Source organism: Afipia sp. DC4300-2b1, assembly GCF_049895725.1.
GTDB lineage: Bacteria > Pseudomonadota > Alphaproteobacteria > Rhizobiales > Xanthobacteraceae > Afipia > Afipia broomeae.
In genome coordinates this window covers 44,595-67,821 of record NZ_JAFCSX010000001.1, presented here as the reverse complement: position 1 = coordinate 67,821, position 23,227 = coordinate 44,595, and the positions used below count along the sequence as shown (strand labels likewise).

Annotated in this window: 20 protein-coding genes; 8 read left to right on the top strand and 12 right to left on the bottom strand. The window is 62.0% G+C overall.

Features of this window, described 5'->3' with window-relative positions:
- The first annotated feature begins 123 nt into the window (after window positions 1–123).
- The 4 genes from ACP7AL_RS00320 to ACP7AL_RS00305 all read left to right on the top strand — a co-directional run bounded on the left by ACP7AL_RS00320 (window position 124) and on the right by ACP7AL_RS00305 (window position 4,965).
- Entirely contained in the window at window positions 124–417 is a 294-nt protein-coding gene (locus ACP7AL_RS00320) for a DUF718 domain-containing protein (RefSeq protein WP_425987714.1), read from the top strand.
- Between the two features lie 269 nt (window positions 418–686).
- Window positions 687–2,012, top strand: coding sequence for an ABC transporter substrate-binding protein (locus ACP7AL_RS00315; protein ID WP_425987711.1), 1,326 nt, complete (start codon window positions 687–689; stop codon window positions 2,010–2,012).
- A 295-nt stretch (window positions 2,013–2,307) separates the two neighbouring features.
- Window positions 2,308–3,933: an NADP-dependent glyceraldehyde-3-phosphate dehydrogenase gene (locus tag ACP7AL_RS00310; protein ID WP_425987709.1), complete on the top strand. Its 1,626-nt coding sequence runs from the start codon at window positions 2,308–2,310 to the stop codon at window positions 3,931–3,933.
- A gap of 186 nt (window positions 3,934–4,119) precedes the next feature.
- The gene (locus tag ACP7AL_RS00305) at window positions 4,120–4,965 is read left to right on the top strand and encodes a hypothetical protein (protein ID WP_425987707.1); all 846 of its coding nucleotides are present in this window, start codon (window positions 4,120–4,122) and stop codon (window positions 4,963–4,965) included.
- 438 nt (window positions 4,966–5,403) lie between these two features.
- Here ACP7AL_RS00305 and ACP7AL_RS00300 read toward each other — a convergent pair whose 3' ends face one another.
- The gene (locus ACP7AL_RS00300) at window positions 5,404–6,618 is read right to left on the bottom strand and encodes a multidrug effflux MFS transporter (RefSeq protein WP_425987705.1); all 1,215 of its coding nucleotides are present in this window, start codon (window positions 6,616–6,618) and stop codon (window positions 5,404–5,406) included.
- Between the two features lie 236 nt (window positions 6,619–6,854).
- Between ACP7AL_RS00300 and htpX the strand changes: the two genes are divergently transcribed.
- A complete protein-coding gene (gene htpX / locus ACP7AL_RS00295) occupies window positions 6,855–7,760 on the top strand; it encodes a zinc metalloprotease HtpX (RefSeq protein WP_425987703.1) in 906 nt (301 codons plus the stop codon).
- 73 nt (window positions 7,761–7,833) lie between these two features.
- On the opposite strand, the gene ACP7AL_RS00290 is transcribed toward htpX, so the two are convergent.
- Both ACP7AL_RS00290 and ACP7AL_RS00285 read right to left on the bottom strand, forming a co-directional pair.
- A complete protein-coding gene (locus tag ACP7AL_RS00290; protein ID WP_006021915.1) occupies window positions 7,834–8,034 on the bottom strand; it encodes a cold-shock protein in 201 nt (66 codons plus the stop codon).
- A gap of 158 nt (window positions 8,035–8,192) precedes the next feature.
- Window positions 8,193–9,932: an adenylate/guanylate cyclase domain-containing protein gene (locus ACP7AL_RS00285; protein WP_425987700.1), complete on the bottom strand. Its 1,740-nt coding sequence runs from the start codon at window positions 9,930–9,932 to the stop codon at window positions 8,193–8,195.
- A gap of 168 nt (window positions 9,933–10,100) precedes the next feature.
- On the opposite strand from ACP7AL_RS00285, the gene ACP7AL_RS00280 reads away from it, so the two are divergent.
- Window positions 10,101–11,666 (top strand): glycosyltransferase family 39 protein, encoded by a 1,566-nt coding sequence (locus ACP7AL_RS00280; RefSeq protein ID WP_425987698.1) that lies wholly within the window; start codon window positions 10,101–10,103, stop codon window positions 11,664–11,666.
- Window positions 11,667–11,723: 57 nt separating this feature from the next.
- Here ACP7AL_RS00280 and ACP7AL_RS00275 read toward each other — a convergent pair whose 3' ends face one another.
- From ACP7AL_RS00275 to ACP7AL_RS00265, 3 genes are all read right to left on the bottom strand, one after another.
- Entirely contained in the window at window positions 11,724–11,972 is a 249-nt protein-coding gene (locus ACP7AL_RS00275) for a hypothetical protein (RefSeq protein WP_425987696.1), read from the bottom strand.
- Between the two features lie 139 nt (window positions 11,973–12,111).
- Entirely contained in the window at window positions 12,112–13,155 is a 1,044-nt protein-coding gene (locus tag ACP7AL_RS00270) for a YcjF family protein (RefSeq protein WP_425987693.1), read from the bottom strand.
- The gene (locus tag ACP7AL_RS00265; protein ID WP_425987691.1) at window positions 13,152–14,621 is read right to left on the bottom strand and encodes a YcjX family protein; all 1,470 of its coding nucleotides are present in this window, start codon (window positions 14,619–14,621) and stop codon (window positions 13,152–13,154) included. Before ACP7AL_RS00265 ends, ACP7AL_RS00270 begins: the two co-directional genes overlap by 4 nt.
- Before the next feature lie 203 nt (window positions 14,622–14,824).
- Here ACP7AL_RS00265 and trhA point away from each other — a divergent pair, with 203 nt between their 5' ends.
- Both trhA and ACP7AL_RS00255 read left to right on the top strand, forming a co-directional pair.
- On the top strand, window positions 14,825–15,526 hold the full coding sequence (gene trhA, locus ACP7AL_RS00260; RefSeq protein ID WP_425987689.1) for a PAQR family membrane homeostasis protein TrhA: 702 nt from the start codon (window positions 14,825–14,827) through the stop codon (window positions 15,524–15,526).
- 178 nt (window positions 15,527–15,704) lie between these two features.
- Complete coding sequence (locus ACP7AL_RS00255; RefSeq protein WP_425987687.1) at window positions 15,705–16,502, top strand: SDR family oxidoreductase; 798 nt, start codon at window positions 15,705–15,707, stop codon at window positions 16,500–16,502.
- Window positions 16,503–16,654: 152 nt separating this feature from the next.
- Here ACP7AL_RS00255 and ACP7AL_RS00250 read toward each other — a convergent pair whose 3' ends face one another.
- The 6 genes from ACP7AL_RS00250 to ACP7AL_RS00225 form a co-directional block, all read right to left on the bottom strand.
- Window positions 16,655–17,506: an FAS1-like dehydratase domain-containing protein gene (locus ACP7AL_RS00250; protein ID WP_425987684.1), complete on the bottom strand. Its 852-nt coding sequence runs from the start codon at window positions 17,504–17,506 to the stop codon at window positions 16,655–16,657.
- The gene (locus tag ACP7AL_RS00245; RefSeq protein ID WP_425987681.1) at window positions 17,503–18,621 is read right to left on the bottom strand and encodes a CaiB/BaiF CoA transferase family protein; all 1,119 of its coding nucleotides are present in this window, start codon (window positions 18,619–18,621) and stop codon (window positions 17,503–17,505) included. The genes ACP7AL_RS00250 and ACP7AL_RS00245 overlap by 4 nt, the downstream gene beginning before the upstream one ends.
- A gap of 240 nt (window positions 18,622–18,861) precedes the next feature.
- Entirely contained in the window at window positions 18,862–20,028 is a 1,167-nt protein-coding gene (locus ACP7AL_RS00240; RefSeq protein ID WP_425987678.1) for an acyl-CoA dehydrogenase family protein, read from the bottom strand.
- Complete coding sequence (locus tag ACP7AL_RS00235) at window positions 20,025–20,462, bottom strand: PaaI family thioesterase (protein WP_425987676.1); 438 nt, start codon at window positions 20,460–20,462, stop codon at window positions 20,025–20,027. Before ACP7AL_RS00235 ends, ACP7AL_RS00240 begins: the two co-directional genes overlap by 4 nt.
- 17 nt (window positions 20,463–20,479) lie before the next feature.
- Window positions 20,480–21,745 carry a cytochrome P450 gene (locus ACP7AL_RS00230; RefSeq protein ID WP_425987674.1) on the bottom strand — a complete coding sequence of 422 codons (1,266 nt, stop codon included), beginning with the start codon at window positions 21,743–21,745 and terminating at the stop codon, window positions 20,480–20,482.
- 74 nt (window positions 21,746–21,819) lie between these two features.
- On the bottom strand, window positions 21,820–23,091 hold the full coding sequence (locus ACP7AL_RS00225) for a cytochrome P450 (protein WP_425987671.1): 1,272 nt from the start codon (window positions 23,089–23,091) through the stop codon (window positions 21,820–21,822).
- Between the last annotated feature and the right edge of the window lie 136 nt (window positions 23,092–23,227).

Below are 23,227 nucleotides of genomic sequence, written 5' to 3'. Positions count from 1 at the left end.
ATATTAGGTATTGTGTATTTTAACGACGGGCGATACCCTTCCCCTAGGGAGCGCCATTCTGCTATCAGCGTGTTCACCGCTGAATTAAGTGCGATTTTCTCCAACACATTTTTGGAGCGCATCATGCAGGTCTACAATGTCGTCAAGTTCAAGGTGAAGTCCGGCGAACAGGCCGCCTTCCTTGATGCGCACCGGAACGGCAAGGCCAAATGGCCGGGCCTTGAGCGCGGCTTCATCATACAGACCGGCGAGCAAACGTTCTGCCTCATCGGCGCGTGGCCCAGTCAGGACGCACTGGTTGCGGCACGCCCCGCGATGATCAAGACACTCGACAGCTTCCGGTCCGTCCTCGAGGATCAGGGCGAAGGCCGTGGCGTCACCGACGCCGTGTCTGGGGCCGTCGTTCTCGATCTTTGATCCACGATCTGGATGGCGTCACGATTGCTTGCGCGCTGTCGCGCACAGGCCGAAACGTCCGTCTCAAGAAATCACCTCGCTAAAGTGTCACACCGATTGTGCTCTGCACTGTCGTGCACCGCGCATTGATCGCGCATCGCGCAGATGATTACATCGGCGGTGCTGGGGCGCGGCTTGCCATGCCCATTCAAGAGGAATTCCGCACACGCAGACATTGATTTGAAAAAGCATTGGCCGGCCAACGGCCGATCATCAGGGAGGAGACGACTATGACCGAGTTCACGCCGGATCGACGATCTCTGCTCAAAGGAAGCGCCGCGGCTTTGGCCGCAGCGGCGACCCTGTCAGCCGACCAGATGCTCGGCATCGCCAAGGCCTGGGCGCAGACCGCCCAATGGAAGCCGGAAGCCGGCGCCACCATCAACATGCTGCGCTGGAAACGGTTCGTGGAGGCCGAGGATGTCGCCTTCATGAAGATCGTCGACGCCTTCCAGAAGGCGACCGGCGTCAAGATCAATATCTCCAATGAATCGTTCGATGACATTCAGCCCAAGGCGTCGGTCGCGGCCAACACCGGGCAGGGGCTCGACATGGTGTGGGGGCTTTACTCGCTGCCGCATCTGTTTCCCGAAAAGTGCGTCGATGTGACCGATGTCGCCGAATATCTCGGCAAGAAGTATGGCGGCTGGGCGCCCTCGGGTGTGGCCTACGGCAAGCGCGGCAACAAGTGGCTCGGCATTCCGGTGGCCGCGAGCGGCGGCCTTGTGAACTACCGTGTCGCCGCCATGCAGAAGTGCGGCTTCAAGGAATTCCCGAAAGACCTCGGCGGATTTCGCGAACTGATCAAGGGCCTGAAGGCGAATGGCACGCCCGCGGGCATGGCGCTCGGCCACGCCACAGGCGACGCCAACGGTTGGCTTGCGTGGGCGATGTGGGCGCACAATGCCTACACCGTCGACAAGGACAACAAAGTGATCATCAACTCGCCGGAGACGGCGAAAGCGCTGGAGTACGTCAAGTCACTCTACGAGAACTTCATTCCCGGTGTCATCTCGTGGAACGACAGTTCCAACAACAAGGCGTTTCTGGCCGGCCAGCTTCATCTCACGACCAACGGCATCTCGATCTATGTTGCGGCGAAGAAGGAGAATCCCGCCATCGCCGCGGACATGGATCACGCACATCTGCCGGTCGGCGTCAGCGGCCAGGTGCGCGAGCAGCATCTCGGCTTCCCGATCCTGATCTTCAATTTCACCAAGTACCCGCAGGCCTGCAAGGCATTCACCGCGTTCTTGATGGAAGGACCGCAGTTCAATCCGTGGATCGAGGCGGCGCAGGGCTATCTGTCGCATTTCCTGCTCGCCTATGACGCCAATCCGATCTGGACCGCCGATCCGAAGAACACGCCCTATCGTGACGTCGCCAAGCTGGCCTCGACCCCGGCCGGCATCGGCACGCTGAATGAAAGCGCCGCGGCCGCGATCGCGGATTTCGTCGTGGTGGATATGTTCGCGAACTATTGCTCCGGCCGCGAAGACCTCAAGGGCGCGATGGCGTCGGCCGAGCGCCAGTTCAAGCGGATTTACCGCGGCTAGGCTCGCTGAATTGTCGGCGATAGGCTCACATTCTCGTGTGCGTCATTGCGAGGAGCATAAGCGACGAAGCAATCCACGCGTTCTCCAAAAAAGTGGATTGCTTCGCTTCGCTCGCAATGACGGCGGTGGGTGCTCATAAAAAAGTCAGCCACATAATCATTTCGACTCATTCGTCTGGCAGACTAGTCTGGTCCCTTCAAAAGACCGGATGATTCAAGCCGGTCATCCGCCCTGTTCAATCCCGGCAAATTTTCGCCAGGCATGTGCGGACCACGCCAAATCGATGAGGTGTCCGATGCTCACGTCGCAGCAGTTGAAAGAATTGTTTCCCGAGGAAAACCGTCTGAAGGATTGCGGGGTGCCGCCGCCGGTCCACCAGCGCGAGACTTTGGTGAACGGAGAACTGAGGCCGTGGACGGGAGCGGTGGAGACCGTGCGTTCGGCGATCTGCGTGCGCAAGCCCGACGGCTCGCTGGAGCAGGTTGAACTCGGCAGTTATCCGGTCGGCGGCATTCCTGAGGCGAAGGTTGCGCTGGATGCGGCGGTCGCCGCCTACGACAGCGGGCGCGGCGAATGGCCGACCATGACGGTCGCACAGCGCATCGCCTGCATGCAGGATTTCACCCGGCAGATGGTGGCGCGCCGCGATCGGATCGTGAACCTCATCATGTGGGAGATCGGCAAGACGCTGCCGGACTCGCAGAAGGAGTTCGATCGGACCGTCGAATACATGAAAGCGACCATCGAGGCGCTGAAGCATCTCGACAACGACAATTCGCGGTTCACGATTGTCGAAGGCACCATCGGCCAGATTCGCCGCACGCCGCTTGGCGTCGTGCTCTGCATGGGGCCTTACAATTATCCGCTCAACGAAACATTCGCGACGCTGATCCCGGCGCTGATCATGGGCAACACCATGGTGTTCAAGCCGCCGAAATTCGGCGTGCTGCTGTTTCAGCCTTTGCTCGAAGCGTTCCGCAGCGCCTTCCCGAAGGGCGTGATCAACACGGTGTACGGCAAGGGTTCGGAGGTGGTGCCGATGCTGCTTGAGTCCGGTAAGGTCAACGTGCTGACCCTGATCGGCTCGAGCCGCGTCGCCGATCATCTCAAGAAGATGCATCCGAAGGTGAATCGCCTGCGCGCCATCCTCGGCCTGGATGCCAAGAACGCGGCCATCGTGCTGCCCGATGCAAACATCGAGCTTGCCGTCAAGGAATGCCTGCTCGGCTCGCTGTCGTTCAACGGCCAGCGCTGCACGGCGCTGAAGATGCTGATCGTGCATCGCTCCATCGTGGATCGATTTCTTGCGCGCTTCACGGAAGAGCTTGCCAAGCTGAAGGCCGGCATGCCGTGGGACAAGGGCGTCACGCTGACGCCGTTGCCCGAACTGGGCAAGGTCGAGCACATGACGCGGCTGGTGGCCGACGCCACGGAGAAGGGCGCCAGGGTCATCAACCAGGGCGGCGGCGCGAGCAGCGGCACGCTGTTCTATCCCGCGGTGGTTTATCCGGTGAAGGAAGGCATGCTGCTGTATCGCGAAGAGCAGTTCGGTCCGATCGTTCCAGTGATGGCGTTCGACGACATCGATGCGGCTCTCGACTACGTCATCACCTCCGAGCACGGCCAGCAGGTCTCGATCTTCAGCGAAGACGCAGAGACCATCGGGAGACTCGTGGACCCGCTGGTCAATCAGGTCTGCCGGGTGAACATCAACTGTCAGTGCCAGCGCGGGCCGGATGTGTTTCCGTTCACCGGCCGCAAGGATTCGGCGGAAGGCACGCTCTCGGTCACCGACGCGCTGCGTTCGTTCTCGATCCGCTCAATGATCGCGGCAAAGCAGACCGACGATTCCAAGCGGCTGCTCGACGACATCGTACGCGACCACAAGTCGAACTTCATAAATACTGGGTTCATTTTGTAATTGATACAAAACTCACGGACGGAGTGCGTGCCGGACGTGAGTTTCGATCTCTCTTCGCGAAGCGCTCTCCTGTCTGGGCATGATCTATTCCGAAACCGGTTTCCACTTTCGGGATCATGCCCTGGGTAACGAATTGTCAACCAATTCGTGGTTACCAAATAGTAAACCCATTCGGAGTTAGCGCTCATGACCGACCCCATTGCTGACGGCGAGATCAAGGATTCCAGCAATCACGACGAAGCATCGCTGGTGCCGGATGCCGGCGATATGGTCCGGCACGAGGCGAAGGCGGCCGACGCGCCGCAGGACAGCGCTTCCGCGCAGGTCGCCAGGCAGCCTTCCAAGGAAATCACCTTGCAGCGCCTGTCGCCGCACAGTTCCTGGGAAGACATCGTCAATGAAAGCGCCGCGCGCGAGCATCAGTTCAATGCCGCGCCTTCCACAGGCCGCCGGCTCTCGATGGCTGCGATTGTGGCCATCGCCGCCGCAGTCGGCGCCATCGGAGGCTCGCTGGCGACAGTGGGCGCCGGGCATTACCTGAAAAGCGATCAGAACGCTTCTGTTGCAGCCGCAAGCGCTGCCGAGCAGGCGCGTTCAGTCGAAAGCGCGATTGCGAAAATCAACGCGGACCTCGCCGCGCTCAAGACCAGCAGCGCTGCTCAATCTGCGAAGATCGGGGAGCGGATCGATCGTGTCGAGAAGGCGCAGGCCGAGCCTGCCGCGAAGCTTGCGAAGCTGAGCGAGGCCGTCGAAAAGCTGAAGGCGCCGGCGCCCGTACAGGCCGCGAATGCTGCTCCGGAAACCACCGGCTCGATCAAGCCTGCGGCTGCGCAGCCCGGCCGGCTTCCGGTGGTTGAAGGCTGGACACTTCGCGAAGTGTCCGACGGCATCGCCACGGTGAGCGGCCGCCCTGGAATCTTCGACGTGATTCCGGGCGATCCATTGCCGGGGATCGGGCGGGTGGATGCGATCCGCCGTCAGGACGGCCGCTGGGTCGTCGTGACCAGCCGCGGTCTGATTGTCTCTCGTTAAGCATTCTCGGAACCCGTTTCATCTCGTTGTCAGAAAGCGCGGGACCGCTAAAATTTGAGTGTTCCCCTGAACGGACCGGCATGATCTCGCAGGCATGATGCAGCCTCTGATGAAGAGGGATGAGCATGCCTGCATATCGAGTGATTCCGCGCCTCCGGGTGGTTAATTTTTTCGCCCAAGAGGTCATCGACGCGACTGATGGCGTGCCGTCGGCAGCAAACGACAACAATTGCCCGTATTGCGGCGGCGTGCTTGAGCCCGGCGACAAGGCGTCCGATTGTTCCGGATCCGGAGCCGATTCCGGCGCCTGGCCGATGATCCCGTTCCCCAAGGGTTGGGGCGCGTCCTGCTGAGCGCGTCTTGGAGACCGCTCAAGCGCACCGTTTATCTTTTATGATGAGGCGTGATCCGTCCCGAAACCGGTTCCACTTTTCGGGTTCATGCCCGGCGCTCCCCGGCGAGATACAAAATCAATCCGAGCATGGTTAGCGCCGCCTGTACGACGCCAACGGCAAGGGTCGGGCTCGCAATCGATGCGGTCAGCACCACGCCGATCGACGCGCCGGCCATTTGCAGAAATCCCAGCAGCGCCGAGGCAAGGCCGGCTCGATCGCCGAACGGCTGAAGCGCCGTCGCCGTCACGAGCGGGGCGACCATCCCGAATCCGGTCAGGAAAACCATGACGGGTATGAAGTAGGTCCAGATCGAGGGGGCGGTCCAGTGGGCCGCCAGCAGCACCAGACCGCCTAGCGTCGCGATGGCAAGGCCGATGATGGTTGCGCGGGCGTGCCCCAGCCTGAGCGCCACGCGAGGCGCCGCCATTCCTGATGCAAAAACCGCCAGCACCGTTGTCGCGAAGAACGTTCCGACCTGAATGGGCGAGAATCCCAGTCCGTCGATCAGGACACGCGGCGAGACCGAGAACATCGCGAACAGTGCGCCCATGTACAGCCCCATCGCTCCGGCTGGCGCGATGAAACGCAGGTCGGTGAGCAGACCCCAGTATCCGCGCAGGATCGCGCTTAGCTGGATCGATATCTTGCCGTCGGGCCGATGGGTTTCGCCGACGTATCTGAAATAGCTAAATGCGACGGCGGCCCCGAACAGGCCGACCACGAGAAATTCGGAACGCCATCCGGTGGTGGCATCGAGAAATCCGCCGATCAGCGGCGAGAAGCCGGGTGCGGCGGACATCGCGACCATGATGAAGGCGAGCGCCTTTGTCAGGTCTTCGCCGCTGAGCAGATCGCGGGCGATGGCGCGCGACAGGACGGAGGCGGCACATGCGCCGAGCGCCTGAATGGTGCGGCCCACCAGCATCATCGGCAGGGTGGTCGAGAATTCGCACCAGATGCTTCCCAGCACAAAGATGCCAAGTCCGAACATGACGGGCTTCCAGCGCCCGTAACGGTCGGACAACGGACCGACGATCAACTGTCCGACGGCGAAGACCGCGAGATACACGCTGATCGTTGACGAGACCGCGGCAGTCGAGACGTTGAGGGCTTTTGCCATTGAGGGCAGGGACGGCAGCAGAATGTTTGTCGCAAAGGACCCGACCGCAGCCAATGCCGCGAGCACGCTGATGCGCGCGAGCGATGAAGTCTTGCCGGTTGAGGTCAGCTCGTCGCCGCCGATATTCATGATTGTCATCTGGGGTCCTCTCTCGGACCTCATTATATGATTAAAATCATGTAATAAATGAGAATGTCGGCCTGAGCTCCCCGCTTTCGCCGGGTGACGGTTGCGGCTGGAACATGGCGTCCGGGTTTCAAGGGCTCGACGCGCGACGCGCCGCCGCAGGACCCCACCTTGAAGGAGGCCACTCGTCCTCACCATTTATGACGGTGGGAGATTATCCCCGGTAAAACGCCGGTTGGGAGGAGGAAATGAGTTATTTCAAAACTGCGGTTCTGCTTGCCGGGTTGACGGCCCTGTTCATGGGGGTCGGCTATCTGATCGGCGGAGCGGGCGGCGCCGTGGTGGCGCTGGTGATCGCTGCCGCCACAAACATGTTTGCCTACTGGAACTCGGACCGCATGGTGCTGTCGATGCACGGCGCCCAGGAGGTCGATGAGCGCAGCGCGCCGGAGCTGTTCCGGATGGTGGCCGAGCTTGCGGGCCGCGCCCAATTGCCGATGCCGAAGGTCTATCTGATGGACAATCCGCAGCCCAACGCGTTCGCGACCGGGCGCGATCCCCATCACGCCGCGGTGGCGGTGACTACGGGCTTGCTGCAGATGCTGAACCGGGAAGAACTCGCTGGCGTGATCGCGCACGAACTGGCGCATATCAAGAATCACGACACGCTGATCATGACGATCACCGCGACCATCGCGGGTGCGATTTCGATGATCGCGCAGTTCGGGATGTTTTTCGGCGGCAACCGCGACAATGGCCCGGGCATCGTCGGCTCGCTGGCGATGATGATCCTGGCGCCGCTGTCCGCGACCATCGTGCAGATGGCGATCAGCCGGACCCGCGAGTACTCAGCCGACAATATGGGCGCGCGGATTTGCGGACACCCGATGTCGCTGGCCTCCGCGCTGCTCAAGATCGACAACGCGGCGCATCAGATCCCGAACATGGATGCAGAGCGCAGTCCTGCGACCGCGCACATGTTCATCATCAATCCGTTGTCGGGGCAGGGGATGGACAACCTGTTCTCGACTCATCCGTCGACCGAGAACCGTGTCCGCGAGTTGCAGCGGCTTGCTGGCGAACTCGGGCCGCGCGGAAACTTCGCAACCGCGCCGGCAAATGCGAGTGGCAGACAGCGTGGCCCTTGGGGTTAACGAGAAGGGCTGATCACGCGTCGCAGATCACAATCAAAGGTCCGATCCAGTTCTTCTGAATCGGACCTTCCTATCAAACCTTGAGATTTTCCGCGGAGGTCTTGCCGCGGTTTGCGACTTCTTCGTACTCGACCGACTGTCCCTCGTTGAGGGTTGAAAGACCTGCCTTCTCAACTGCCGAGATATGAACGAACACGTCCTTGCCGCCGTTGCTGGGCTGAATGAAACCGTAGCCCTTCGTCGGGTTGAACCACTTCACAGTACCTTTAGCCATTCCGTAGTCTCCAGAGGGTAAGACCCATAGTAAGTGTCGAACCCCGCGGATGGGCGTGTCCAACGGCACGCAGGATACGCGGTAAGTGCGAGCCTTGATAGCGAAAATGGCGATGGCGCCAGCCGCTTTCGCTCAAACTTTGCTCGAATTTGGCGGTTTCACGCTGCTGCAACTGCGAAATCGGCGACGAGATCCGACAGCATTCCGGCTTTTTCGGCCGTGTAGACGATCAGCGGCTCGACCCGGCCGCGGATGGGAACCTCGACCTGCGGCAAATTGGTCGCCGGAAGATTTGCCGTTTTCAGCACGTCCCCGGACACCACGACCTCGCAGGACAGGGCCTTGGTCATGTCCTGCAGGCGCGCAGCGACATTTACGGAATCGCCCAGCGCGGTGAAGACGGTGTGTTCCTCGGACCCGATGTCGCCGATGATGACCTCGCCGGCATGAATGCCGACCCCGAACCGCAGCGGTTCCGGCACGTCGTCACCGAGAAATTCATTCAGCGCATCGACATGAATCGCGATCCGTGACGCGGCTTCGATCGCCTGCCGGCAGGCCGTCTGCGGATTGGTGGACAGGCCGAACAGCGCCAGTTGGCCGTCGCCGACGAACTGGTTCGGCTGTCCGCCGCATTCGACCACGGCCTGCGAGACAGCCGTCAGGAAGCGGTTGATGATGAAAACGGTATCGAACGGCAGAAGTTTTTCGGCGAGTTTGGTCGATCCGCGCATGTCCACGAACATGCTGACGACATAGCGTTCCCGTCCGGGAAGCGCAGGTCTGATGGTTGCAGCCGAGGACGCATCCGTATGCGCGGGAAAGATCTGGAAGAACGCAAGATCGGTGTGAGGGCGTAGCTGGCAGGCCAGGCGAATGGCGGGATCGCCGCCGGTGCCGACGCGATCCAGCACAAAGGTTTCGCGGTTCGATGGTTCGGGCAACGCGGTGCAATCGCCGATGATGCGGATGCGGCAGGTCGAGCATCGCGCCCGGCCGCCGCAGACACTCGAATGAGGAATGTTGAAGCGGGTACTGGCCTCAAGGACACTGAGTCCGACCGGGACCCGGACTGTCTTGCCGTTGCCGTAGGACAGTCTGACGAGGCCGCGGCGGCGCTCCAGCAGCGCACGGACGCCGCGGGCAACAAGGGCGAGAATCATCAAGCCGAAATACCCACGAAGCGTGTACGCGCTGATTTGTTCGAGCGTGGCCTGTTCGGCGGCGGTCCCGACCTTTTCGCGCGACAGCTTTTCCGCACGCCATTCGGGAGCGGTGCTTGCACTCTGGACTGCGCGGCCGCCCTGATAGAGCCCGAGCATGGACAATGTCGGCAGGATCACCGCGAGAGCCAGGAGCAGCGATGCAATCTTCCTGAAGTACGGTTTTCCCCGGACCCAGAAGTAAATTCCGATGCAGCCGTGAATCCAGGATATCAGCAGCACGGCGTACATCGACCATTGCATCTCCGGGCGGTACACCCAGTAGGCAAAAAAGACCTGCGGGTAATCCTTTTCATGGCCAAACAAGGATGCAGCCAGGCGGACACCGATCACATGGCTGATGATGAACACCGGGATGCTGAGGCCGAACACGAGCTGTGTAAGTTCGACGCCGGTCCAGCGAAAGTGCCGGCGCGCATAGAGCGCCCAGATTCCCAGGCCCAGATGTATCGCCACCGAGCCGTAGAGCACGATGGTCATCGGCCAGCTCTTCCAGAACACCGCATGATAATAGAGGCCATCGTCCATCGCGCCGAGCGAGACATTGCCGAGTGCGTGATTGGCGAAATGGCTGATGACATAGGCAAACAGGACAAGGCCGGTGACCAGCCGCACCTGCCGAATTCCGATGCCGCGGATGACGCGGCGAAGGGGTGATGCAGCGGTCTCTGCCATGCTGAAAAGGGTCCGAAGCCATATCGCGCCCGGATCGTCCGGAGGCTACGGAATCCTAACGGAGATGGTGCGGCAGCGCCATGGCCGATGGCAGTGCCCTCGTTTGACAAGACGGTGAAGCGAGCGTGTGTTTGACTTCACTGGCGCGGTCGCGGAAAAGCTAACCGCATGGGGAGAGCGAACACTGCCGGAACGATAGAGCCGGGGCGTCTGACGCCGCGCGCGATGCTTGTCGCGGCCGCTGCCATGGCTGTTCTTGTGACATTGCAGGTGGTCTACGCCGCCACGGCCGATCTGCGTACGGACGAGGCCTATTACTGGACCTTCTCCAGGGAAAATGTGCTGTCCTATCTCGATCATCCGCCGATGATCGCCTGGGTCGTCCGGTTCGGAACGGCGATTTTCGGGGATACCAATTTCGGCGCGCGCTTCGGCGGATTGCTGGCGATGTGGATCGCCGCCGCGCTCCTTGGCGATATCGTCTGGCGTTTGACGCGCGATCGCCTTGCTGTGGTTCTCGCAGTGCTGATGCCGCTTGTGGCGCCCGAGTACGGCCTGTTCGCGTCGCGCATTCTGCCCGATGTCGCGCTGATCCCGTTTTCACTCGCGATGGTCTGGTCGCTGGTGCGGTTGACGCAAAGCAATGACGGCCGCTGGTGGCTCGCGGCGGGACTGTTCGGCGGTTTGGCGCTGCTGTCGAAATACACTGCGATTTTCTTTGCCCCGGCAATGCTGGCGTTTTTGCTGGTGCCGCCGTGGCGGATGCGCTGGCTGCGCAGCCCGTATCCGTGGATCGCGGTGGTCATCGCACTCCTGGTGTTTTCGCCGGTGCTCGTCTGGAATTGGCAACACGACTGGGCTTCGTTTAAATTCCAGTTCATCCGTGCTGGTGCGGATCATGGCATTTCGGCGCGGACCGTCGGCGATTTCTTAGGACTTCAACTGGCGCTGGTCGGCCCGATCCTGTTCCCGGTGGCGCTTGCCGGATCGGTGATGCTGGCGTGGCGCGGTTATCGTCAGCAGAATCCGGCGTTCATTCTGATTTCGACCTGCGCGCTCGCGCCGTTTGCTTACTTCCTCTGGAAATCCTTCTCACTGCGGATCGGCGACACCTGGCCAATGCTGATCTGGCCGTTCGCGTTTGCTGCCGCTGCTATCAACCTTGTCGAGATCGCAAAAGAAAATCGTTCAGGCTGGATTGCGCGCACGGCAGTGCCATGGGCGAAAGCTGCGGTGATCCTCGGATTCGTGTTGAACGTCGCGATTTTCTATTACTACAGCGTCAGCAATTTCGCGGTCGCGGCCAAACAAGACCCGATCGCAAAAGAGGCGGGTTATGGCGAGATCGCCAGACAGGCAAAAGCCGTCGCCGATAAAGTTGGCGCGACATGGATCGCGACCCTCGATTACCGGATTTACGCGGAACTGCGCTGGCATCTGAAGGACAGCATTCCGGTGGTGCAGGTGAATGAGCGCAGCCGCTTCATCGGATTCAGGGATACCGCAAGCGCGGCCATGACATCCGGCATCGGGCTGTATGTCGACAGCGCACCCAACGACGGCAACGTGATAGAGACGAAGACCCCGGCCGTGCTGCGTCTTGTCGGACAGGCTGATCGGACATGGCGCGGCGTGGTGATCGAGCCGTTCGCGTTCAAGACGGTCACCGGATGGACGCCTGAACTGTCGCCGCCTCCGGATTCGCCGTTCTACAAATGGCGATTGCTGAACTGACGAAACATCCCGGCTGCATCAAGCAGCCGGGATGTTTGATTCAGGCCAGGCCGGAAATCAGTAGCAGATGTTCACGGTCCGCCAGCGGAAGCCGTAAGGCGTGCGAACGCGGCGCTGCACGTAACAGCCGTCATCGGCATAGCCGCCGCTCACGATCACCGGGCTGAATCCGAAGCCATAGCCGTGGCCCCAGCCATGACCCCAGTGATGGCCATGCCAGCCGCCGGCGGACGCGGAGGTGGGGGCGAGGGCGGCTGCACCGAGGGCCGCGGACGCGGCAATTGCCAGAGCAAGTTTGCGAAACATGATCGTACTCCTGAAGTGCGCGATCTGCGCAGGTTGACGGAAATCCACCCCTTGCAGATTGGTCGCGCGACCCGGAGAACAGGTTCACCGGTGTCTCTGGCTTTGAAATGCCTCAGGTTTTCCGTTGAGCGAAGGCGGCTCAGGCTTTCTGATCATCCCCGCCCACGCGCTTCAGCAGATCCCTCGCGAGGTCCGACAGCGCCGGGCGCGGCAGCGCCTCGAACGGCAGCGGCCGGGTTACGTCGATGGCGGCGAGGCCGAGCCGCGCGGTGAGCAGCCCGTTGAGCAGGCCTTCGCCGAGCTTGGCCGACAGCTTCGCGGTGATGCCATGCCCCAGCATCTGTTGGATCAGGCTGTCGCTGGCGGCCATGCCGCCGGTCAGCGCCAGATGCGCGATGACATGGCGCATCAGCCGGATCATGCCGAGCGTGCCGGGCCGTCCGCCATAAAGCTGCGCCAGTTGCCGCACCAGGCGCAGCGCCGCCGCGAACACGAACAGCATGTCGATGACCGCGCCGGGACTGACAGCGGTGACCAGTGAGACGCGCTGCGCGGCGCTCGACACCAGCCGCCGCGCTTCCTGATCGAGCGGCGTCATCAGTTCGCGCTCGGCGAGGCGCACCATGTCGGCGCCGTCGATGATGTCGCGGCCATGCTCTTCGAGCGCGGCGCGGGCGCGGGCGAGCCTCGGATTGTCATGGGCGATCTTGAGCAGGTCGCGGACGATGGCGTCGCTTTCCTTGCGGTCGTCGCTGAGCAGCACCGCGTTGGCGCGCGCATGAAGCTTCTCGATGGTCTCCAGACGGGCCAGACTCAACGTTTCGCGCGCGATGATGGCCACCAGCGCCACGACGGCGAGGATCGCGAACACCAGCCCGATATAGCCGAGGCTGGTGCTGCGGTTGAACAGGTCCTCAACCAGATTGGAAATGCCCAGGCCGAGGCCGAGCACGACCAGGCCGGCGAGCGCGGTCCAGAATACGCCGCCCCAGCGGAAGCCCTTGCGGGCAGGGACGGCCGGTTCGTCGATGGGGACCGGAAGCAGGGCGGGATCTGCTTCCGGCGTGATGTGAACCTTGCCGCGCGCAGGACGCGCGGGATCGTCCTCGGCATCCATCAGGATGACACGGGGATCGTCGAGCTTGAACGCGGCCGGCTTGCGGTGATGCGGCTTGTCGCTCATTGCAGCTTGTCTCCGATCAGAAACTGAAGCGCACGGTCGAGGCGGATATGGGGCAGCGCAGGCTCTTCGCCACCCTCGCGGACGAGCAAAGGCGGACGAAAGCGCAGAAACCGGAAGTCGGTCTGGTCGGATGCGGTGTTGGACAGGCCGCGGAATGTGCCATCGCCGCTGAACAGGTCGTCGAGCTTGGCCGGAAGGTCGCCGGGGAAGGTCGCCGCTTCCGTCTCTCCGTCGAACACCTCGTCGCCGGACATCTCGCCCTCCTCGGGCGTGCCGAGGATCGAGGGCAGTTTCTCGCGGCCCTGCTGAACCATGGCTTCGCGTGTCGCACGCACGGCGGCGAGCGCGACCACGTCGACGGATGCCCCGGCATACTCGGCGCGCGAGGCGGCGCGTTCGACCATGCGTTTCAGGATCGCTTCGAGCCGGTCGTGACTGGTGTGGTGGAGGTGATCGGCCTTGGTGGCGGCGAACAGGATTTTATCGATGCGCGGCCGGAACAGCGAACTGACGAATGTGCTGCGCCCGATGTTGAAACAGTCGAGAATGCCGGACAGCGCGCCTTCGAGATCTTTCAATGCCTCCGGACCCGCATTGAAAGCCGCGAGCGCATCGACCAGCACGATCTGGCGGTCCAGCCGCGTGAAGTGATCGCGGAAGAACGGCCGCACCACCACGTCCTTGTAGGCCTCGTAGCGCCGCCTCATCATCGCCCACAGCGAGCCGTCCGGCGCGGCGCCATCCTGCGGCACATCCAGCGGCGCGAAAGTGAGCGCGGGCGAGCCTGCGAGATTGCCCGGCATCAGGAAGCGGCCCGGCGGCAAGAGGCTCATGGCGAAGCGCTCGTCGCGGCAGGCGCGCAGATAGTCGGTGAACAGTTTCGCGGCGGTGAGTGTTGCCTGTTCGTCTTCGCGCTCCTTCGGCTCAAGGGTGGCAAGATGCGCGTGCCACTGCTTTGCCAGCCGCGCGCGGGGCTCGCGCCGCGAGAGCGCGAGGCTCTCTGCCGACCATTGCTCGTAGCTCTTGTTCAGAAGCGGCAGGTCGAGCAGCCATTCGCCGGGATAGTCCACGAGATCGAGCGTCAGCGTGCGCGCCGCCGCGTTCTGCCGCTGGTATTCGATCACAAGGCGCAGTTCGCTGATGTCCGTCGTCGAGTGGGGCCATCGCCGGTCCTCGATCAATGTGCGGACGTGCCCCTCGTAGCCAAAGCGCGGCACCGCGTCGTCGGGCTGCGGTTCAAGCCGGGAGCGGGCGATGCGCCCCGTCGCCAGTGATTCGAACACCGGGAAGCGGCCGCCACGCAAGAGGCCGTGAACAAGTGCGGTGATGAAAACGGTCTTGCCGGCGCGTGACAGGCCTGTGACGCCAAGCCGCACGGTGGGATTGAACAGGCTTTCGCCGTAATCGATCAAAGACCGGATGGAAAGGCGGGTCTCTTCGACAATGTCCGAAAAGCTGGGTGCCATAATTCGATCAAGACTTTATCGGACTGAGGGGATCAATGACGTAAGGAAAGCGCCGCGCGACAGTTTTATGAAGCTGGAGATTTATGGGGCCGAAATCAAGTTTCCGGTTTGAATCCTGATCCCCTCCCTTTCAGGTTTCTTTGACCGTCACCAGATTATAATCGTTGCTTATGTAAAGTGGACCGATAACCCCGGCTGTGCACATGACGATCTTCCGGTTGAAGCAACTCAGCTCTCATACCCGCGTCGCCGGCGGTGGCGTGGTGCGCTGGGATTACGATCGCGCCGAGCTGATCGCGGACGGCGTCGTTCATGTGCTCGGCATTGCTTTCGGACTGATCGCCGCAATAGCTCTTGTCGTTCTCGCCGCGCTGTATGCCTCGACCAAGGAAATCGTTTCGGTGTCGGTTTACGTCGCCGGACTGCTCGCCATGCTCGGCCTGTCCGCGACCTACAATCTGTGGCCGGTCTCGCCCGCCAAATGGCTGCTGCGCCGCTTCGATCATTCCGCGATCTACATTCTGATCGCAGCCACCTACACACCGTTCCTCGCGCAGATGAACGATCGCTTCATGGCGACCCTGCTGCTGATCGGCGTGTGGTCGGTCGCCGCTGCCGGCATCGCGCTCAAGATATTTCTGCCGGGCCGGTTCGATCGTCTGTCGGTCGGGCTTTATCTCGCGATGGGATGGAGCGGTGTCATCGCCTACGACAGCCTGGTGGCTTCCCTGCCGAACTCGACGCTGTGGCTGATCGGGGCAGGCGGGCTGATCTACTCACTCGGCGTGGTCTTCCACGCCTGGGAGCGGCTGCGGTTTCAAAATGCGATCTGGCATTCCTTCGTGCTGCTGGCTGCTGCGCTGCACTACACTGCGGTGCTCGACATGGTTCTGGTCGCGGCCTGAGCAGAGTTTTACCTTCGTCATTGCGAGGAGCGTTTGCGACGAAGCGATCCAGCTTTCCTTCTGTTTCAAACGTGAATTGCTTCGTTTCGCTCGCAATGACGGCCTGAACGGGCATTCGCATTGCAGGCCGGACTCCAGGCCAATTGATCTCTCCACCTTTCCCTTCTAAAACATCCGTATGAAAGTTGCAGGAAAAGTCGTCGTCGTCACCGGCGGCGCGAATGGCATCGGCCAGGCGCTTGCTGAAACCTTCCATCGCGAGGGCGCGGCCAGGGTCGTTGTCGCCGATCTCGACGGCGCGCGCGCCAAGACCGTCGCGGACGCCCTCGGCGGCGCATCGTTCGCCTGCGATGTCGGCAAGGAGAGCGACATTCTCCGCGTCATCGATGAAACCGAAAAGCAGTTCGGGCCGATCGAGCTGTTCTGCTCGAATGCCGGTATCATCGGCGAGTTCGATCCGCTGTCGGAGAATGCCGGTGGATCGTCGGATGCGCCATGGGCGAAAAGCTGGGCCGTCAATGTGATGGCGCACATCTATGCGGCGCGGCATCTGATCCCGCGCATGCGGGCGCGCGGCGGCGGATACTTCCTCAACACCGTTTCTGCGGCTGGCCTGCTGTCGCAGGTCGGCAGCAGCGCCTATTCGACCACCAAGCACGCAGCCGTTGGGTTTGCGGAGAATCTCGCGATCTCGCACAAGGCGCACAACATCCGCGTCTCGATCCTCTGCCCGCAGGGCGTGGAAACGAACATGATCAGGGGAATGCCAAAGGGGCCGCAGTCCCACGACGGCAATCTCACGCCGGAAGAAGTCGCGCAATGCGCACTGGAGGGCATTGACCGCGAGACCTTTCTGATCCTGCCGCATCCGCAGGTGCTCGACTACATGCGCAAGAAAACCGACAACTACGATCGCTGGATCGGCGGCATGGCCAAGATTCAGGCGGCGATGCGCGAGACCTTCGGGAAGAAGTAGGTGTCTTTACCTCTCCCGTGGGAGAGGTCGTCCGGCGAAGCTCGCGCAGCGAGCGAAGACGGGCGGGTGAGGGCGTAGAATCTCTCGATAGATTTAGAGCCCCTCACCCAACCCTCTCCCGGCTGGGGAGAGGGAGTAAATCATGCCTGCGATCACCAGCTCGCGGTGCCCTTCATGGTCGGCGCGCCTGCGGCGTTCGCCGTCCACACCTCAAGCCCCGCATCGGTCTCATTGCCGTTGACGCTGAATTCCGCGCCATCGAACAGCGGATTGACTCCGCGATAAACAAACTTTGCGGGCGCCTTGCCGCCGCGCTGACGGGCGGCGAATTCGATCAGCAGCGACGCCTGCAGCGGACCATGCACGATCAGGCCGGGATAACCCTCGACCTTGGTGACGTAGTCGCGGTCGTAGTGGATGCGGTGGCCGTTGAAAGTCAGCGCCGAGTAGCGGAACAGCAGCACCGGATCGGCCATGTGGGTCTCGCGGATTTTTCCGGCGGGCACGGGAGCCGGGGCCGCGGCGGGTTTGTCGCCGGGAGCCGGCATATCGCGGTAGACGATGTCGTGGCGTTCGCGAATGGCGACGCCGCGCGGCGTGGTGATGGTGTGCTCGACCGAGACGAAGCACAATGTCCCGGTCGAGCCGGTCTTCATCGTCACGTCCGAGATGCGCGACGAGCGCGTGACCTTGTCGCCGACCCGCAGCGGGTCGATGAATTCGATCTGTCCGCCAGCCCACATCCGGCGCGGCAGCGGTACGGGCGGCAGGAAGCCGCCGCGAGCGGGATGGCCGTCTGCGCCAATTTCGCTCATCGGCACGACCGGCTGTGCGAGGCACCAGTGCGTCGTGAGCGGTGCGGCGTCGCCGTCAACGGGATTGCCGATGTCGAGGAACAGCGTCGCGCGCAGGCCCTTCACCAGTTGCCCGGTGATGACATCGGATGCTTCCTGGGTGCGGCCGATCCACTGGCGCAGGTGGTCGATGTCAGGTTTCGCGGTCATGGTTTCTTGCCTCGCGGAAGTTCGCCGGTGGAGTCGCCGACAGCAGGCACGGCGCCGTAGTGCCGCTGTTCGCCGATGACGATGGAAGCGGGCGCGGGATATGCGACCGGGCCGTTTGGCGTCGCGACCTCGATCCGGCGCAGATGCGGATGCACTGACAGATCGTCCATGGTGTTGACCTCGGCGAAGGCGATGTCCGCCTCGGTCAGGCGCTTGAGCAGGTCGTCGCGCGTCATGGTCTTGAACACGCCGCCCACGGTGTCATCGGTCAGTTTGCGGTTGCGGACGCGCTCCACCATGTTGCAGAAGCGCGGGTCGTTCGGCAGGTCCGGCATCGCCATAACTTCTGCGCAGAGTTTCTTCCACTCACGCTCGCTCTGGATCGAAATCAGGATGTCGCGGTCGTCCTTCGACGTGAACACGCCGTAGGGCGCGATCGAGGTGTGGGCGAGGCCGATCCGCTTCGGCGGCGTGCCGGCTTCGGCGTTCAGAAGCGGAACGGCGAGCCAGTCCGCCATCACATCGAACATCGAAATGCGGATGTCGGCGCCTTGCCCGCTGTGCGAGCGGCCGATCAAGGCCTCGAGGATCGCGGCATGGGCCGTCGCACCGGTGGCGATGTCGACGATGGAGAGGCCGACGCGGGCCGGTGCATCCGGGCCACCGGTGATCGAGGCGAGGCCGCTCTCGGCCTGAATGAGCAGGTCATATGCCTTGCGGTCGGCGTAGGGGCCATCGTCGCCGTAGCCGGAGATGGTGCAGATCACCAGTGCCGGATAATCCTTGCGCAGGCGCTCGCGGGTGAAGCCGAGCTTGTCCATCGAGCCGGGCTTGAGGTTCTGCACCAGCACGTCCGCGCCGGCGATCAGGCTTTCGAGGGTCTTGCGGCCTTCGTCGGTAGCAAGATCGATCACCACCGACTTCTTGCCGCGATTGAGCCAGACGAAATAGCTGCTCTGGCCTTTCGCCGCGGCGTCATAGCCGCGGGCAAAGTCGCCTTCCGGCCGCTCGACCTTGAAGACGGTCGCGCCGGCATCCGCCAGCCGAGAGGTGCAGAACGGTGCGGCAACCGCCTGCTCGACAGCGATGACGGTCAGTCCTTCAAGCGGCAGCATCGGCATATTTCCCTGGGACGTGCGATTTCTGTTTTGTCATTGCAGGTGTAGCGAAGCAATCCACTTCCTGCTTTCCTCACCTCTCCCCGGCGGGGAGAGGTCGGCGCGTATGCGCCGGGTGAGGGGGATCAATATTCATTCGAGGATCCGAACCCCCTCACCCCAACCCTCTCCCCCGAGGGGAGAGGGAGAAGAAAGAGACAGATCGCTTCGCCGCAAACGCCCTACACACAATGACAATCAATACGAGCGCGGCATGCCGAGCACGTGCTCGGACAGATGCGACAGGATCAGGTTGGTCGAGATCGGCGCGACCGAATAGAGCCGCGTCTCGCGGAATTTGCGCTCGATGTCGTATTCCTCGGCAAAGCCGAAGCCGCCGTGGGTCTGGATGCAGGCGTTGGCGGCCTCGAACGACGCATCGGCCGCGAGCATCTTGGCCATATTCGCTTCCGCGCCGCAGTCCTTGCCCGCTTCATAGAGGCGGGTGGCTTCCTTCACCATCAGTTCGGCGGCGCGCATGTTGGCGTAGGATTTGGCGATCGGAAACTGGATGCCCTGGTTCTGGCCGATGGGGCGGCCGAACACCATGCGCTCCTTGGCGTAGTCGCTCGCCTTCTTGATGAACCATTTTGCGTCGCCGACGCACTCCGACGCAATCAGGATGCGCTCTGCATTCATGCCCGACAGGATGTAGCGGAAGCCCTTGCCTTCCTCGCCGATCAGGTTTTCGGCGGGCACCTTCATGTTGTCGAAGAACACTTCGGTGGTGGCGTGGTTCATCATGGTGCGGATCGGCCGGATGGTCAGGCCGCCGGCCTTCTTCGCTTCCTGCATGTCGACGATGAACACGGAGAGTCCGTCGGTGCGCTTGGCAGCCTGCTCCTTCGGCGTGGTGCGTGCCAGCAGGATCATCAGGTCGGAATATTCGGCGCGGCTGGTCCAGATCTTCTGGCCGTTGACCACGTAGTGATCGTTGCCTTCGCGCTTCGCGAACGTCTTGAGCGAGGAGGTGTCGGTGCCGCTGGTTGGCTCGGTGACGCCGAAGGCCTGCAACCGCAGTTCGCCGCTGGCGATGCGCGGTAGCCATTTGGATTTCTGCTCCTCGCTGCCATGCCGCAGCAGCGTGCCCATGGTGTACATCTGGGCATGGGTGGCGCCGCCGTTACAGCCGGAGCGCTGGATTTCCTCGAGGATCGCGGCCGCCGCCGACAGCTTCAGGCCGGAGCCGCCGTACTCTTCCGGGATCAGCACGGACAGGTACCCGGCGTCGATCAGCGCCTGGACGAATTCCTTCGGATACGCCATCTCGCGGTCCAGCTTGCGCCAGTATTCGCCCGGGAACTGGGCGCAAAGCTTGGCAACGGACTCGCGGATGTCGGAGAAGTCTGTTTCTTGATGTGTCATGTCATTGGCTTTGGCAGATCGACAGCGCGCATTGTAGCCGTCCCGAACGCGCATCTGCGTTCTGATTTTGCATCTTTGGTGAAGATTTCGATCTTGGCGACACCAATCGTGCCGCCGGCCTGAAGAACCTCCGCACGGGCGATCAGTTCATCGCCGTCGGCGGGGCTCAGGAAGTTGATCTTGATTTCGACGGTCACCCCGATCTTGCCTTCCGGGAGCGCGGTGGTCGTCGCGGCTCCCGCAGCCTGATCTGCGAGCGCGGTGATCACGCCGCCATGAAAATGGCCGGCGAATTGCAGAAGTTCAGGTTTGCGCGGCAGGGCGATGGTCACACGGCCAGGCTCGGCGTGCACGATGTGCATTCCGGACGACTTTGGAAAGCCGGGCGCCGACATGACAGCGTCCAGCAGCTTCAGGGAATTGACTTTTGTCATACTGAATAACGCACCAATCAGGCGTTGATGCGAACGGGCAGTTCCTCGTAGCCCTTCACGAAGCTCGAGTAGATCCGCTTGGGTTCGCCGACAACCTCGATGTTGTCGAACCGCTTAAGGATTTCTTCCCAGATGATCTTGAGCTGCAAATCCGCCAGCCGCATGCCGACGCAGCGATGGATGCCGAAGCCGAACGACATATGCGTGCGCGGCCGGGCGCGGTCGATGATGAAGCTGTCGGGATTTTCGATCATCTCGCCGTCGCGGTTGCCGGAGACGTACCACATGACGACGCGGTCGCCCTTTCTGATCTTCTTGCCGCCGATCTCGGTGTCGACAAGCGCCGTGCGGCGCATATGCGCCAGCGGAGTCTGCCAGCGGATCACTTCGGGAACGAAGCTGTCGATCAGCGCATGGTTGTCGCGCAACTTGTCGTACTGGTCGGGATTTTCGTTCAGCGCCAGCACCGAGCCGCTCATCGAGTTGCGGGTCGTGTCGTTGCCGCCGACGATCAGCAGGATCAGGTTACCGAGCAGTTCGTCGCGGTTCATGTGACGCATGGCATCGCTGTGCGCCATCATCGAAATGAGGTCGTTCCCTGGATTCTTGAGGCGCTCGTTCCACAGGCGGGTGAAGTAGTCGGCGCATTCGCCAAGCTCGCGCAGACGCTGCTCTTCGCTCTCGTAGATGCCGCTCTTCGGCAGCGCCGTGGAGAGGTCGGACCAGCGCGTCAGCATGCGGCGGTCTTCCCAGGGGAAGTCGAACAGCGTCGCCAGCATCTGCGTGGTGAGTTCGATGGAGACGCGATCGACCCAGTTGAAGGTCTCGTTGCGCGGCAGGTTGTCCAGGATGGTTGCCGAGCGTTCGCGAATGAGAACGGCAAGGCGGTCGAGATGCACCGGCGTGAACATCGGCTGCACGGTCTTGCGCTGTGGGCCGTGCTTTGGCTCGTCCATCGCGATGAAGCTCGGCCAGCTATAGTTTTCGCCGACGTCGCGAAGGCTGATGCCGCCGTATTTGACATCGGACGAGAAGATCGCGGCGTTGGTGTCGACATGCATGATGTCGTTGTACTTGGTGACCGACCAGTAATCGCCGACCGGGCAGGTGGTGCAGTAGTGCACCGGTTCTTCCTTGCGCAGCCGCTCGAAGTAGGGCCACAGCGTATCGCTCCGGAACAGTTCAGGCGCGCCGACGTGGAATTCCGACAGCGGCATCGAATAGGCCTTCTCGCGTGCTGCCTTCTGGCGCTCGTCGCGGGCCATGGTGATTGTTCCGTGCATCGTTCGCTTCCTTATGTCCCATGCGTAATGAGCGTGTTTGACGCTCCGATTCTTATTGCCGGATGCCGGCTTTGCTATGACGCCAGCCGCACCGGAAGGGTCTCGTAGCCCTTGACGAAACTGGAATACACCCGATGCGGCGGCTCGACCACTTCGATGTTGTCGAAGCGCTTGAGAATCTCCTCCCAGACGATCTTCAACTGCAATTCCGCCAGGCGAATTCCAACGCAGCGGTGAATACCGAAGCCGAACGACAGATGCTGGCGCGGCCGGGCGCGATCGATGATGAAGCTGTCGGGGTTCTCGATCACTTCGTCATCCCGGTTGCCCGAGACGTACCACATCACGACCTTGTCGCCCTTTTTGATATGCTTGCCGCGCAGTTCGGTATCCTGCAGCGCGGTGCGGCGCATATGGGCCAGCGGAGTTTGCCAGCGAATGACTTCCGGCACCATGCTGTCGACCAGCGTGTGGTTGCCGCGCAGCTTCTGGTATTCGGCCGGATTTTCGTTCAGCGCGTAGAGGCCGCCCGAGAGCGAGTTGCGGGTGGTGTCGTTGCCGCCGACGATCAGGAGAATGAGGTTTCCCAAAAATGTCTTGGGGTCCATGTCCCGCGTCGCTTCGGCATGCGCCATCATCGAGAGAAGATCGCTTTTCGGCGGAGCGTTGATCCGCTCGTTCCACAGTCTCAAGAAATAGGCGGCGCATTCCTGCAACTCCGCCTGCCGCGCATCCTCCGATGCGATGATGTCGGTGTTGCCGGGAAGGGCGGTCGCGACGTCGGACCATCGCGTGAGCTTGCGTCGATCCTCCCATGGAAAATCGAACAGGGTCGCGAGCATCTGGGTCGTCAGTTCGATCGAGACCCGGTCGACCCAGTCGAAGGTCGCGTTGCGGGGCAGTGCGTCCAGGCATTGGGCCGCGCGCTGACGGATGGTTCCGGCCAGTTCGTCGAGATGGGTCGGCGTGAACATCGGAGCGACCGTCTTGCGCTGGGCGCTGTGCTTCGGTTGATCCATCGCGATGAACATCGGCCGGCGAAACTCGGGCGGTGCATCGCGGATCGTGATCCCGCCGAGGCTCGCCTCCGACGAATAAATCTGGTGGTTGGTCTCGACATGCATGATGTCGTTGTACTTCATCACCGACCAGTATGCGCCGAACTGGCTGTCCTTGCAGTAGTGAACCGGGTCTTCCTTGCGCAGCCGCTCGAAGTACGGCCAGAACGTATCGTTGCGGAAAAGGTCGGGGTCCCCCGGATTGAATTGCTCGATCGGCGTGGAATAGGCCTTCTCGCGCGCCGCGTTCAGTTCCGAATGCCGCGCAGGATCGAGCGTTCCGTGCATCGGGCGTCTCCCTTTGAGGTGCTTCCGTGGGTTGGTCCCGGATGATTGTGTCTGGAGAATTACATCGCGTCGCTACCGTCCCAGCAAGCCGGAGTTTTGTCGCTCCAAAGCGTCAGGCGGTAGGAAAATGCGGGTT